We start from the raw sequence: 14,914 nt of genomic DNA, 5'->3' as shown, positions 1-14,914 counted from the left end.
GGCGGGGCTCCGAGTGACACCAATCCGGGGTTACTTTTCGGCGGCGTTCTTCTCCTTTTCTTTGGCGATCACGGTCTCGGCCACGTTGGCCGGGCAGGCCGCGTAGTGCGAGAACGCCATGGAGAACTGACCGCGGCCAGAGGTCATGGTGCGCAGGGTGCTGATGTAACCGAACATTTCTGAAAGCGGTACATCGGCTTTAATGCGAACGCCGGTAGCGCCTGGCTCCTGACCGGAGATCATGCCGCGACGACGGTTCAGGTCACCAATAACATCACCCACGTGGTCTTCCGGGCTGAACACGTCCACCTTCATGATCGGCTCGAGCAACTGCGGGCCGGCCTTGGGCATGGACTGACGGAAGGCGCCCTTGGCGGCAATTTCGAACGCAACGGCCGAAGAGTCAACGGCGTGGTAAGCACCGTCTGTCAGCTCGACAACCACGTCCAACACCGGGAAGCCGGCCAGAGGGCCAGAACCCATCAGGGAGTTGAAGCCCTTTTCGATGGCGGGGAAGAATTCCTTCGGAACGTTACCGCCCACAACCGATGAGCTGAAGGTGAAACCAGTGTTCGGCTCGCCGGGCTTGATGGTGTAGTCGATCTTACCGTACTGACCGGAACCACCGGACTGCTTCTTGTGGGTGTAGCTGTCTTCGATTTCCTGAGTGATGGTCTCTCGGTAGGCCACCTGCGGCTGGCCGACGGTCAGATCAACCCCGTAGGTGCGCTTGAGGATATCCACTTTAATATCCAGGTGCAGCTCGCCCATGCCCTTAAGGATGGTCTCACCCGAGTCGATATCGGTCTCAACGCGGAAGGTGGGGTCTTCGGCGACCATCTTGCCGATGGCGATACCCATCTTCTCGGTGGCGCCCTTGTCTTTCGGGAACACCGAGATGGAGATGACCGGCTCCGGGAACACCATGGCTTCAAGGGTGCAGGGGTGCTTGGGATCACAAAGGGTATGACCGGTCTGCACGTTTTTCATACCCACGATGGCGATAATGTCGCCCGCGGTGGCGAAAGACAGCTCATTACGCTCGTCGGCCTGCATTTCAACCATCCGGCCCACACGCTCGGTTTTGCCGGTAAAGGAGTTGAGGATGGTGTCGCCTTTGTTGAGCTTGCCCGAGTAGATGCGTACGAAGGTCAAGGCGCCGAAACGGTCGTCCATAATCTTGAACGCCAGGGCGCGGAAGGGCTCGTCGGGGGACACGATGGCGTGTTCGCCGGTCGGGTTGCCTTCTTCGTCGGTCAGCGGCTGCGGGTTCACTTCCTGCGGCGCCGGCAGGTAGTCGACAACGGCGTCCAGCAGCAGCTGCATACCTTTGTTTTTGAAGGCCGAACCACAGTAAGTGGGGAAGAAAGCCAGCTCCAGGGTGCCCTTGCGGATGCAGCGCTTAATGTCGCCTTCGCTGACTTCCTCGCCTTCCATGTAGGCCATCATCAGGTCGTCGTCCATCTCGACGGCGTTTTCAATCAGCTGGTCGCGGTACATCTCGACGTCATCAACCATATCGGCCGGTACGTCGGTGACGGTGTAGTTTTCCGGCAGTCCGGTCGCATCCCAGACGTAGGCTTTGCGGGTCAGCAGGTCCACCACGCCCGAGAAGGTGTCTTCGCGGCCGATGGGCAGGGTCATAATCAGCGGCTTGGCGCCCAAAACCTTTTTCACCTGATCGGTGACGCGCAGGAAGTCCGCACCGATGCGGTCCAGCTTGTTGACGAAAATCAGTCGCGACACCTTGGAGTCGTTCGCATAGCGCCAGTTGGTCTCGGACTGGGGCTCCACGCCGCCAGAGCCGCAGAACACACCGATACCGCCGTCGAGTACCTTTAACGAACGGTACACTTCCACGGTGAAGTCAACGTGCCCGGGGGTATCGATGACGTTAAAACGGTAGCCCTTCCAGAAGCAGCTGACGGCGGCCGACTGGATGGTAATGCCGCGCTCGGCTTCCTGGTCCATGAAGTCGGTGGTGGATTCACCCTCGTGCACTTCGCCGAGCTTGTGAATTTTACCCGTCAGCTTAAGGATACGCTCCGTGGTAGTGGTTTTGCCGGCGTCTACGTGGGCGAAGATGCCGATGTTGCGGTAAAGGGATAGATCAGTCATAGCGTTCTCTAAAGCTGGGTTGGACACGGGGGGGTGAAAATAGGCAGCGAATATACTGGAAACTGGGGAATTTTGCTCGTGAAAAATGATGAATTTCCGACCAGCGGCTTAGTTTTGGCCCCTCAGTAGCCAATCCTGGTGAAAGTCGCCTCTTTCTGGCAGGTCCGAACAGGTGAACACCTGGTCGATGTATGGGTGTCCAGCCTTATTCCTGCGTCTCAGACGAAACAGTCTATTCCATCCAGCGCCATGTGAATCAGCAGACCCAGGCCAATCAGCCTGGTTTTAGGCCAGGCAGCCAAGCCGGCATAGGCCGCTATGGCGGGCCAGCTATGGAGCGGGTGAAAGCCGATACTGCAACGGTCGGGATCGTAGATGGGGTCAGCCAGTAAGTGATCGAGGTCGACCACCATAGTCGCTAGCATGATCAGCCAGGCTTTTAGCCATTTATCCTTAAAGAACACTCGGGCGACGATCGCCGGAATCGCGAAATGAAGGAAAATGTGAAAAACCGACATGAATGACATGGTTGGGATGGGTCTTTTTCGGGTTAGTGGATGGGTAAAAGGGGACGGAGGGACTAAATTATATTCCCTCCGTCCCCTTTTATTGATCGCTCGCTGCTGCCAAACGCACCACCGGATCTCCCACCGACAAGCGGCCGCCTTGAATGATCCGGGCGCACAGGCCCCCATAGCCAAACATCGCCGCCGCGCCGCCGGGGCCCAGAGCCTCGTTCATACGGGAACAGGGGTGACACAGGGCGGTGGTTTCCAGCACCGCGTCACCAATCCGCAGCCGCTGATGGCGCAACAGATTCATATTCATGCCAGAAATGACGAGATTGCGCCGCGACAGCGCCGGGTCGATGCTGGAATGGCCGGTATGCCGGCCTATCGCCTCGATAAATTCTCTGCTGATTAACGTTACCTGCCGGGCCGAACCGGGGGTCTTGCTCATGCGGTGATCGCCTTCAAGCCCCTGACCCTCTACCGCCAGGGCGGTTTCTGCTACCAACACAGTGCCGCGCCTTTCACTGCGCAGGCCGATCCATTCGAGCCGGCCCTGTGGAAGGTCTTGACACAGCTTATCGAGCAGGCGGGTCTGGGTTTTCATGCGGCAGTTCCCTATTGGTGTCGAGCGGTCGAGGACATCCTTAGACTACTTGACGACCCCTAGGCAGGCAAATAGGCTTCTTTACCACTGCATGTCTGCTAACGTTTCGCGAATTACGGTGAGGGCTTCGGCAAATACCGGATGCCACTCCGAGCTCGGTGGTAACGTCATCGGATGCCAAAAGTAATGAAATAAATGGCCACCGTCATCCTCACAGTAGTGCTCCCATTGATCGGGCAGATTTCAGTACTGTTCTGAGGAATAGCGATGTAGTTACTGCCTTTCTGCTGCCTCAAGCCATTCATTTATAGAACTTACTCCTAATGACAGCATAACATCTTGCACGGAAACAACGCGTCGAAGCATTTTGCCATCGTCAGATTCCTCCCTCTCCTCAGCCTCGGAAAAAAGTCTGGTAACTAGTTGAACTAACTGACTATCGTGGTCGTAGACGTACGTCTGGGCGCCACTTAGATAGGTGAGGTAGATTTCAGTTGCGGCCAAGGCACTCTCTGGATCGCGCTGAGAGGTAGCATTAAGCCATTCGTCAAAGCCAAATAGACGGCCATGTTTGTCTCCTTGATCGCTCCCAAACACTGAAAAGAAAAGTTGGATAAATCCAATTGGGATAGCTAGGGATGGCTCACTTTCTCTAAATAGGTTGCTAACCAATCGTGCGACAGCAATTGCGTGGGGGTTGCTCGCATTCAATCCTGATTCGATGCCAGAGAGACAGGTTTCGCGATGCCGACGGATGTTCCCATTATGAGTCCAAACGCTGGCTGCTCCCTTCCAAGCTTCCGTAATGTCCAACGATTTCAAATCATCAAGAAAATTGCTAATATCTGTGTGTCCAGATAGAGTGCACAGTGCTGAAATTCGCGCCCAGACTTCGGTGTCCTCATTGTTACCTTCTTGATAAATACGTTTAAGTAAAGGCGAAACTTTCTCAAAATTATTTTGGTAGCTACAATAAAGACATCGTTCAGCGGATTTCCAAAGCCCTTTCGAATCCTGCATAGTTAGTTCGAATATATCCCAGCCAAGATCGGGATATTTGCTTTGTATATATGGCAGTCGACGAAGCACTAGTGCACGGATGGCTGGATGTTCGTTGTTAGCCAAATTCCGTAATGTGGGAATCAGTAGTTCAGGTAATGCAGACCCGTTTTCCTGAATGTTATCGAACAAAATCATCAATGCTTCAGTTACATCTCCAGTCATCATGTTGATTCCGACAGTAAGCAAGTCTACCGAATCGCCATGAACAGAAGCTTCTTCATTCAGGTATCCAAAAGGGATAGCCAGAAATACTAAGCGGTCCGAATGTTTGGTGTTATAGACCACGTTTGCGCAGGCTTCCAAGGCCTTGGCCATGGGGCGAGTGAGTCGCCAGAAATTAAGGTGCCGTTCTAGTTCATCAAGAACTTGATTTGCTAATACTCCAGCGTCGATCTCTACACAAGGTTTCCAGGAAACATCGGAGTTCAAGCTCCCATATTGATAAGCCAAGTAGGTGGCTACTCCGTTCAAAATATCATGCTTAAACCTTGTTTCGATACCAGACCAGTACGCTTTAAGAAATTTCAGAAATCGTGATGGGTTACGAGATGATGCTTCTCGCAACTGCCAGCCTACCTCGCGCTCCCCGCCAACCATTAGGTCATTGAAATCTCTGGTGTGCCCTGAATAGTGGGCGAGTAATCGAATTACTCCATCATCGCTTGCGCTCAGAAAGACCTCGTATGAGAAAGGTGCGATCACGATCCCGCCCATCTTTCGGATGGAAGGCTCGCGGATCAAGGTTCCGCATGCTGATTCATAGCCATTTAGAATATCCTGGCCTTTTTCTGATCGTAGGTGGCATGGAATTGCGGAGATGTATTCGGATCGATTCCTCTGTATCCACAAAGTTTCTTGTTCATCTGCTCCTGGGGTCTCCCAGATGCTTTGAACTGTTTCCATCACTTTGTTCTGCATCCTGTAAGGCAGGAAAATAAATGCAGAATGAATTAAGTTTCCTAATTCATAAGAAAGATCGAACTCAAGCAAGTTCTTGTCACATAAGATCCGGCCAATTGTGGAAAGATTGTTTTGGGGATAGTTTGTGAGAGAGCGGATCGCGAAATAGCATAACGCGCCCTCGTGGTTGAAGCACAGGCGCTCCCTGTTACTCCTCCACCAATCAGAGTTTTCCTTTGCGTGATAAAGAACTGCCTCCTCAATCGCATCTAATAGAAATCGTTCGCTATTTGCATGTCGATGATCGACTTTGGAGTGGGTGTCGTCATAGGAAGTGTTGCCAAGAAATCCATAGCGATAGCCTACTCGGGTTTCCCCGTAGCGATTAGCCTTTTTATGGCTCCAGTGCTCGATTGCCTCCAGTGCCAAATCGAGTAACTTCGTGGAATCCGTCATTCGTTTTTTTAGGAAGGCCCCATTACTTTTATCAAAGTTATGAGGTTGGCAAAAAAGCTTATTGTTTAAACGATGGCTGGTCGCGTCATCGTCGGTGACGTCCCCGGCGATGTAGCGCCAAAGAACGCTGTCATCAACAGCTCCGACCGAAACGCATCGTGAAACAACGTGGCCCAAAAAGCTGTGCTCTGGTTTCTGACTTTTGAGCAAAAGGTTTATCAAAGGGCCGGTCAATAACAAGTTTTCATCGTTTAAGTCAGGTAAGGAGAGCGCTATTTGGTCGGCGATTCGATCGTGGCCTAGCCAATCAAGCGAAAGCGTCTCATGCCAGAACTTTATTGTCCCCTCAGTATCGACATTGGCCCACTGGGAAATTCTACGAACGTGAGCTGTTAGCCCCTCGATGTCTCGTGAATCCATTAGTGCAGGAACAAGGTAAGAGAGCCAGAAGTGATGCCACTCAACCGATGATGCTTGAGTGTATATTACTTGATAAACATCGCGATTCTTTTCTCGCAAATCCCTAATCAGTGGCCAGTCATCACTGTGCGGATTCTGCTGGGCGAACGATTCTGCAACTAGGCGGCGAATATGAAAGGCTGCGTTACCTGTAAGAACCGCTCGCACCTGCTTTCTCAGATCACGGCGTTCTTTTGAAGCTAACTGTGCAACAAAGCTACGTATGCTAGGCCGAACGAACGGCACTGGCGGTAAACTCTGAATGAACTCATTGAGCGATGTTCCTTCACGAATAGCGCTACTTATGACTAGAACGTCTAGTAGAGTTTGGTGACCAAACGTCAAGTTTCCGTCATGGGTATCAAGCAGGATGTTGAGGCTTTGAAGCCTCCAAAGTATATCATGGGGAGCGCTAAATCGTTGTTGGGGTATCGATAAGCTGCGAGCTCTTAGCATTTCGCAAGCGATGGCTTCAATTGCTTGCACCGCCTGAGGCCCGAGCGCTGGGTCGGCCTGAACCACTGTATCAAGATAGCGTTGTGCTAGTGCCTGGCCGGTAACTACGCAGAAGCTGCCCTCACGTTGCGCGAGTTCGACAAACAGAGCCAGCTCACGAGGAATTCGGATGAGTTCTCGAGTAACGGTGTCAATGGTACCCGTATCGAGTCCGAGTTTATCTAGTACAGGCACGACTTCGCCTTCCCAGTTCAACGGCATGCATTGTAGCTCGACATCCCAGCGCGTTACTGCTAAGCGCCGGTCGTACCTTCGATCGAACTCTCGGCAGGCCGTAACAACCGTGATATTGGGAACAAGAAGTAGCTGATCAATCTGTGCGAGGAAATACTTCAAAACACTGTGTTCGCGCGCGATGGACAAGACATCCAATGAATCAATAACCACAACTATGTGTACATCTTCTGCCATACGAGCTGCTTTTTCTACCCATTGTTCAGGAAGTCCTTGTTCCTGGCGATCCTGTGCAGTTTCGAAGTCTGCAAATTCACGCGATTGGATGAAAAGCGGTACTAAATCTGTCCGATCTTTTGCACGTTGCTCTAGGGCTTCCTGAAGGCAAAGCATCGCACATGTTTTTCCCGATCCGGGTGCGCCTGTAAGCAATACAGAGCGTTCTTTAGCATCAATGGCTTTTAGGAGGTCTTTCACAACCGGACTTGGGATATGTTGCCCAGCAATCTCCCTGTACCAAAATCTACCGATAGCTGACGTTCTGTTAAACTCTCGCCGAACATTCTCTAAAGCCATGGCTGGAGCTAACATCGCTCCTGCTTGATAGAGAATTTCCTTCAGATCTTGCTTGGTCAGCCGATGCAAGGGACTGGCAAAGTGATCGCTGCTATCATAGCGTCCACCAAGTTGGTCTATGTGTTTCCATAATGCGTTAAATGCAGCCGTTGAATTGCTTGCTATTTGGTTTAAACGAAATCTAATATCAGAGTCAATTTGATCAAAATCGTCGGTAGCTATAAATGATGTGTGACGCAAAAGTTCAAAGGTTGATAGTTCAGTGCCTCCCGCGGAAATACGAGTGGCCAAATCGCTATCGGTGGCTCTATGCCCTGAAGTTAAGTTTGCGTGGTAATCGGACGAGTCGGGATAGCCGAGGCTGAACTCACGTAGTTTAGCCAGGTCTCCAAAATTGTTGCGCGAATAAAAAAGGATTTTCGCATCTGGGTTTGCAGCTAGTTCCTGTATAGCTTTATCTATTTCATCCCAAAGCTCGGAAATTCCCCAAGATTTGAAATCGGTCTGATTCTTTTTGCACTGGCAGCATATAATTGATCCATCCCTTTTTCCGATGACTACGTCATCTACAAGATGAGTGGTCGAATCTACCTCAAGCCATTGGTAGTCCGGGTCTGTCAGGACAGTCAGAGCCCATTTAAAGGCAATAAGCTTCTGATAAATGTCGCCGCGATTGGATCGTATTGCTGAGATGCTCATTTAAGGACCATATAGAGTATCTAATTTTTCATATTGTGGGGGCTAGTGTGATCGGTACCCTGTTCAAGTGGAATTATTTCCCTGTTTTCAACAATAAGTGGATAGGGTGATTGGGTGTGCCCCGATTGTTAATCTGAAATATGAAGTCCTGGAGTTTAGTTGCAAAGGATGTTAAAAGTGTTTAGGAGCCAAATGGTTAATCCAATAACTCCAAAGAATAATGTGAGCCAGAGAGATAAAGGAATCATGTCACGAAAAAACCTGAAACTTAGCTGTTCATTCAGCCAACCTATTTGCATTTCCCAAAAAAACTTGTAATGTGCATACCAGTTACTGAAAAGAATCTGCTTAGTAATACTGGCAGCGTAGTAGCGGGCTTCGATCTCATATAACTTTTCTTGGTAAACTAAAACATTGTCATTTTCACCCAAGCTTTTTACTTTGAAGTAAAGTGCTTTTAACTCGTTGTATATCTTCGTTAATGCAACTCCAGACTGCTCATAATCCGACTTTTCTTGGTTGTATAAGCTGATATAAAGTCCTATCACACCAAGCACGATAAAAGTAGCAGATGTTAGCTCAGTGGAAATCTCTCTTTCAGCAAGTGCAAATATACCGAACGCCATTGAGGAGAAGCCTATTAGCCCAGGAGTTTTTTCTATTATGTCATACGTGGCGAAGTGCTTTTTCGCACCAAACCCAACGTCATAGCCCTTTTCGGCAATGCTTCGGAGCAGATCTGATTTGTTCATCCTGGCCTCATAAGATTGGTACTTTTATAGAGTCCCGTGCAACGACCACGTTGTTTTTCAATGCGTAACATTCGACTGTGTGCTCTCCTTTAAAGTCTGCAGACTCCTTTCTCGATTTGGGGCCATCGTTGCTAGGTTCGACTTGACCCCGAATACAGTTCCTCTGCTTCGCTTCGGATCCTCGATTTAGTATTTTCCACTTGACGGTAAAGTCATCCTCTATGTCATGGTCGACGACTTTGAAAACTAGCTTTCTGTTATTGCTGATCCCATATCCATTTGCAAGCATATCTCGCAAGCTCTTAGCCAGACCTTGATTTTGATGTACCGAGCAGTCGATGGAAATGTTGTGGCGGATATCTACGGGGTGTTGGTCTTCGATAAATTCCTCGGTGTTTCTCCATTTTTGTTCGGATAGAGCTGCCTTTTGTATAGTCGACGAAGTAGCGAAGTGCCGACCATAAACTTTCTTCCATTTATCGTAAACGTTGTCTGCCTTTTCTGCTTCAATTGCTTTTAAGCAGAGATCGTATGCCTGTTCTGCCTTCTTCTGAAACTTCTTTTTGACTTTAACGTCTTGATTGCTGCCTGGTGCCTGATAGTGATCCCTGTCCGGTTCGTTTGCTAAGTATTTGAAAAAATCGCGGCTAAGCTTATCGAAACGCAAATAACTTTTGTCATCAAAGTCTTCCGTTGACCTCAGAAAGTTATAAGCAAGTGTGTCTATTAAGAGTCCGCCCATGGCAAGACCATGTTTGTTCCTCCATGCTCTCGTCATCTTACATAGTAATCTTAGGTTTCCATTCTTTTCCGTATTTAGGGCTCTAACCGCTCTCATTTCCTGTCGTGGCTTTGTAATCTTCCATTTGCCGCCGTTATAAGTGTCTGGGTACTGAAAGTAGCGGTTCCCGTCGCTGTCCGTTTCTTCGAAAACCGGCTGAACTTCGACGTGAAAGTTTGAATAGGTGACTGTAACTACTAGCCGGTCAACCCGGATGTTCGATGTCGGGTATCTGTTTTTGATGGCATCTTTTACATCTGTTAGGAGATGGGATTGCTTTCCATACTTGTATGATAGCCATTTAGTCTTGGGCATGATGTAGAGTATGTCAAGATCTGAAATGTCCTTTATCCCAGTGTATCGACCGTAAGATCCGACCTGTAACGAGTTTGCTGTCGTGGAGTCTGAGTCTCGAAACTGTTGATTCAGGCTTTTAGTTATTTCGCCGTAACGAAGGCTAATTTGCCCAGAATTGTCTACTTTGAGGTTTTCTAAAAATCCTTTAAACATATCAGAAACCGACATAGACATTTCACCTCTTGTTGATTACGGGGAGAGAAACATTACAGCAATTCTTACTACCACGAACCTTCCGTTGAGACTATGGGCTGATGTGTCGGGCGGTAGTGTACTGGTAAGCATCGCTCCGTAGAGAAGGGGGTTAACTCCATAGGTCAGTGCAGGTCCAGCCGTCCCTGGCTAGTGTTTGGGGATTTACAAGGAGGGAGGGTTAATTAAGTCTCAATCCCAGCTCAACGCCCCACCAACCTGATATTCAGTCACGCGCGTTTCGAAGAAGTTCTTCTCTTTGCGCAGGTCCATGATTTCGCTCATCCAGGGGAAGGGGTTCTGGGCGCCGGGGTACTGTTCTTTCAGGCCGAGCTGCGCGAGGCGGCGGTTGGCGATGAAGTGCAGGTACTCTTCCATCATGCCGGCGTTCATGCCCAGTACGCCGCGGGGCATGGTGTCGCGGGCGTAGGCGATTTCCAGTTCGGTGCCTTCCAGTACCATCTGGGTGACTTCTTTCTGGAATTCCGGGGTCCAGAGGTGCGGGTTTTCCAGTTTGATCTGGTTGATGACGTCGATGCCGAAGTTCAGGTGCATGGACTCATCGCGCAGGATGTACTGGAACTGCTCGGCCACGCCGGTCATTTTGTTGCGACGGCCCATGGACAGGATCTGGCTGAAGCCGCAGTAGAAGAAAATGCCTTCGGTCACGGCGTAGAAGGCGACCAGGTTGCGCAGCAGTTCCTGGTCGGTTTCCGGGGTGCCGGTGTTGAAGGTGGGGTCGCCCAGGGTCTGGGTGTGCTTCAGGCTCCAGGCGGCCTTGGCGGCGACCGAGGGCATTTCCCGGTACATGTTGAAGATTTCCGCCTCGTCCATGCCCAGGGATTCGATGCAGTACTGGTAGGCGTGGGTGTGAATGGCTTCTTCAAAGGCCTGGCGCAGGATGTACTGGCGGCACTCGGGGTTGGTGATCAGGCGGTAGATGGCCAGCACCAGGTTGTTCGCCACCAGCGAGTCGGCGGTGGAGAAGTAGCCCAGGGAGCGCTTGACGATGCGGCGCTCGTCCTCGGTCAGGCCTTCGCGGCTTTTCCAGAGGGAGATGTCCGCGGTCATGTTCACTTCCTGGGGCATCCAGTGGTTGGCGCAGCCGTCCAGGTATTTTTGCCAGGCCCAGTCGTATTTGAAGGGCACGAGCTGGTTGAGGTCGGCGCGGCAGTTGATCATGCGCTTGTCGTCCACCTCGATGCGGGCGGCGCCCATTTCCAGTTCTTCCAGGCCGGGGGCGACGTCCAGGTTTTCCAGGGATGCGCGGGCTTCGGCCACGGCGTCGGGTACGGCGCCGTTGTTGGTGCCCGTGCTTTGGGCTTGGGCCTCGGAGGTGGCGGCCGCTTGGGCGGGGGCGCTGTCGTAGCTGGCAGCGGGTTCCTTTACGGCGGCTTTGGGTTCCGGCTTGGGTGGTGCCTGGGGGGCCGGCTTGGATTGCTGTTGCGTTTCTTCGGCTGCGTCGAAATCGTCCCAACTCAACATAGCGCTTTTGTCCTGTGGTTTGGGGTGAATTTGGGTGTTTAATTGGTAGGTGGCGCTTCGCTTACCTACCCTACGTTTCCGTTTTGTTTGTGTTGTGGTGTTGGGGGCGTGCCGCCCCTTACCAAGCCTACGTTTTCAATTCGTTTTCGAGTCCTTTTGGTAGGTGGCGCTTCGCTTACCTACCCTACGCATATACGTGTTTACGCGGCGTCCGTGCCGTGGTTGTGTTTACTGGCAGGCCTCGCAGTCGGGGTCGTCCAGGGAGCAGGCGGCGGGGACGGGGGCGGCTTCGCCATTCCCGGCGCTCGCGCTGCTGCTGGCGCTTGCGGCTGCGGTGCCGCCACCGCCGTTGGCGGATACGGCGTTGTGGGTGCCGGTGGTGATGGTGGACTTTTCAGTGCTGCTGGCGGCCAGGGCACGGAGGTAGTAGGTGGTTTTCAGGCCACGGAACCATGCCATGCGGTAGGTGATGTCCAGCTTTTTGCCGTTGGCGCCGGCGATGTAGAGGTTCAGGCTCTGGGCCTGGTCGATCCACTTCTGGCGGCGGCTGGCGGCGTCCACAATCCACTTGGGCTCCACTTCAAAGGCGGTGGCGTACAGGGCTTTCAAGTCGTCCGGTACGCGGTCGATGGGCTGTACGGTGCCTTCGTAGTATTTCAGGTCGTTGACCATGACGTTGTCCCACAGGCCGCGATCTTTCAGGTCGTGTACCAGGTAGGGGTTCACCACGGTGAATTCGCCCGAGAGGTTCGATTTCACGTACAGGTTCTGGTACGTGGGTTCGATGGACTGGCTTACGCCGGTGATGTTGGCGATGGTCGCGGTCGGGGCGATGGCCATGACGTTGGAGTTGCGCATGCCCACGCTTTTGACCTGCTCGCGCAGGGTGTCCCAGTCCAGCGTTGTGCTGGTGTCCATCTCGATGTACTTCTCGCCCCGGGCCTTGGCCAGGTTCTGGATGGAGTCGATGGGCAGTACGCCCTGGCTCCACAGGGAGCCTTCAAAGCTTCCGTAGCGCCCGCGCTCGCGGGCCAGCTCACTGGAGGCCTTGATGGCGTGGTAGCTGATCGCCTCCATGGAAATGTCGGCAAACTGTACCGCTTCGTCCGAGCCGTAGGCCAGACGCTGACGGTAGAGCGCGTCCTGGAAGCCCATCAGGCCCAGGCCGATGGGGCGGTGGCGCAGGTTGGAGTTGCGCGCGGCCGGCACCGAGTAGTAGTTAATGTCGATGACGTTGTCGAGCATGCGTATCGCGGTTTTCACGGTCTTCTCAAGCTTGTCGTGGTCGAGCTTGCCATCGACGATGTGCTGGGCCAGGTTGACGGAGCCCAGGTTACAGACCGCGATTTCTTCGTTGGACTTGGTGTTCAACGTGATTTCGGTGCACAGGTTGGAGGAGTGCACCACGCCGGCGTGCTGCTGCGGGCTGCGCAGGTTGCAGGCGTCTTTGAAGGTAATCCAGGGGTGGCCGGTTTCAAACAGCATGCCCAGCATTTTGCGCCACAGGTCCACCGCTTTTACGGTTTTGTACAGCTTCAGCTCGCCGGTGGCGACCTGGCGCTCGTACTCGCGGTAACGCTCTTCAAAAGCGTCGCCGTAGAGGTCGTGCAGGTCCGGTACGTCGTTGGGGGAGAAGAGGGTCCACTCTTCATCGTCGAACACCCGCTTCATAAACAGGTCCGGGACCCAGTTGGCGGTGTTCATGTCGTGGGTGCGGCGGCGGTCGTCACCGGTGTTCTTGCGCAGCTCCACGAACTCTTCAATGTCCAGGTGCCAGGTTTCCAGGTAGGCACAGACGGCGCCCTTGCGCTTGCCGCCCTGGTTCACCGCCACGGCGGTGTCGTTGGCGACTTTCAGGAAGGGCACCACGCCCTGGGAGCGGCCGTTGGTGCCTTTGATGTAGGCGCCCAGGGAGCGCACTGGGGTCCAGTCATTGCCCAGGCCGCCGGCGAATTTGCTCAGCATGGCGTTGTCTTGGATCGCGCCGTAAATGCCGTGCAGGTCGTCCGGTACCGTGGTCAGGTAGCAGGAGGACAACTGCGGGCGCAGGGTGCCGGCGTTGAACAGGGTCGGGGTGGAGCTCATGTAGTCGAACGAGCTCAGCAACTTGTAGAACTCAATAGCGCGCTCTTCGCGGTTGTCTTCTTCCACGGCCAGGCCCATGGCCACGCGCATGAAGAACACCTGGGGCAGCTCGATGCGCACATCGTTGCTGTGAATGAAGTAGCGGTCATACAGCGTCTGCAGGCCCAGGTAGGTGAACTGCAGGTCGCGCTCGGCAATGATGGCCTTGCCCAGTTTTTCCAGGTCAAAGCTCAGCAGTTCCGGCGCCAGCAGCTCCAGCTCTACCCCTTTCTGAATATAGGCGGGCAGGGCCTGGGCGTAGTAAGTTTCCATTTCGCCCTGAGTGGCGGTCTCGGCCACGCCCAGGAAGCTCAGCGCCTCGGCGCGCAGTTTGTCCATCAGCAGGCGGGCGGTGGCGTAGGTGTAGTTGGGCTCTTTCTCCACCAGGGTGCGGGCGGTAATCACCAGCGAGGTGTTCACATCCCGCAGGTTTACGCCGTCGTACAGGTTGCGCATGGCCTCGTCGAGAATGGCCTTTTCGCTCACATCCTTCAGGCCGGCGCAGGCTTCGTTCACGATGGTGCGCAGGCGCTGGGTGTCCAGGGTGGATTTGCTGCCGTCATCCAGCGTGACTTCGACGGCGGGGTATTCCGGGTCTTCCGAGGAGGCGTCGGCTTCGGGCTGCTTCTCGGCGCGCAGGCGGGCGTGCTCTTCGCGGTAGAGGACGTAGTCCCGGGCGATTTTGTGCTCCCCGGAGCGCATCAGCATCAGCTCGACCTGGTCCTGAATTTCTTCAATATGAATGGTGCCGCCGGAGGGCATGCGCCGCTTGAAGGTGGCGGTAATCTGGCCGGTCAGGTTTTCGACCGTCTCGCGCACCCGGCGTGAGGCCGCGGCGGTACCGCCTTCCACGGCCAGGAAGGCCTTGGTCATGGCGACGGCGATTTTGCTGGGGTCGTAGGTGACCACGGTGCCGTTGCGCTTGATCACGCGTAACTGGCCGGGGGCGGTGGCCGAGAGGCTGGCCGCGCTACGTTCCTGTGAAGGGGCTTGGCTCTCAGGTTGGGTCTGTGAGCTGGGGTTGTGATCGGTATCTGTGTGCATGGACGTCTCCGCGAGCGAACTAATTCCGTGACTGTGTAGCGGCCACCGGGGGAGGGTGGCTGGCCTTTGGGGGACGATAATAACCTTGGGGCAAGGTCGTCCC

8 protein-coding genes are annotated in these 14,914 nt (G+C 53.4%); all 8 read right to left on the bottom strand.

What is annotated here, in order from left to right; translation table 11 throughout:
- Window positions 1–30: 30 nt before the first annotated feature.
- The 8 genes from fusA to AAE514_RS08055 all read right to left on the bottom strand — a co-directional run bounded on the left by fusA (window position 31) and on the right by AAE514_RS08055 (window position 14,811).
- Entirely contained in the window at window positions 31–2,118 is a 2,088-nt protein-coding gene (gene fusA / locus AAE514_RS08090; protein WP_347331028.1) for an elongation factor G, read from the bottom strand.
- A 218-nt stretch (window positions 2,119–2,336) separates the two neighbouring features.
- On the bottom strand, window positions 2,337–2,645 hold the full coding sequence (locus AAE514_RS08085; RefSeq protein ID WP_347331027.1) for a DUF6122 family protein: 309 nt from the start codon (window positions 2,643–2,645) through the stop codon (window positions 2,337–2,339).
- 79 nt (window positions 2,646–2,724) lie between these two features.
- The gene (locus AAE514_RS08080) at window positions 2,725–3,234 is read right to left on the bottom strand and encodes an MOSC domain-containing protein (protein WP_347331026.1); all 510 of its coding nucleotides are present in this window, start codon (window positions 3,232–3,234) and stop codon (window positions 2,725–2,727) included.
- Between the two features lie 273 nt (window positions 3,235–3,507).
- On the bottom strand, window positions 3,508–8,076 hold the full coding sequence (locus AAE514_RS08075) for an AAA family ATPase (protein WP_347331025.1): 4,569 nt from the start codon (window positions 8,074–8,076) through the stop codon (window positions 3,508–3,510).
- A 155-nt stretch (window positions 8,077–8,231) separates the two neighbouring features.
- Complete coding sequence (locus AAE514_RS08070; protein WP_347331024.1) at window positions 8,232–8,828, bottom strand: SLATT domain-containing protein; 597 nt, start codon at window positions 8,826–8,828, stop codon at window positions 8,232–8,234.
- A gap of 7 nt (window positions 8,829–8,835) precedes the next feature.
- The gene (locus tag AAE514_RS08065; protein ID WP_347331023.1) at window positions 8,836–10,134 is read right to left on the bottom strand and encodes a nucleotide-binding domain-containing protein; all 1,299 of its coding nucleotides are present in this window, start codon (window positions 10,132–10,134) and stop codon (window positions 8,836–8,838) included.
- A 216-nt stretch (window positions 10,135–10,350) separates the two neighbouring features.
- A complete protein-coding gene (locus AAE514_RS08060) occupies window positions 10,351–11,643 on the bottom strand; it encodes a ribonucleotide-diphosphate reductase subunit beta (protein ID WP_347331022.1) in 1,293 nt (430 codons plus the stop codon).
- Window positions 11,644–11,871: 228 nt separating this feature from the next.
- Window positions 11,872–14,811: a ribonucleoside-diphosphate reductase subunit alpha gene (locus AAE514_RS08055; RefSeq protein ID WP_347331021.1), complete on the bottom strand. Its 2,940-nt coding sequence runs from the start codon at window positions 14,809–14,811 to the stop codon at window positions 11,872–11,874.
- Between the last annotated feature and the right edge of the window lie 103 nt (window positions 14,812–14,914).

The organism is Marinimicrobium locisalis (assembly GCF_039822625.1).
Classification (GTDB): domain Bacteria; phylum Pseudomonadota; class Gammaproteobacteria; order Pseudomonadales; family Cellvibrionaceae; genus Marinimicrobium; species Marinimicrobium locisalis.
Note: the sequence above shows the minus strand (reverse complement) of the source record. Positions and strands in the feature narration are given on the sequence as shown.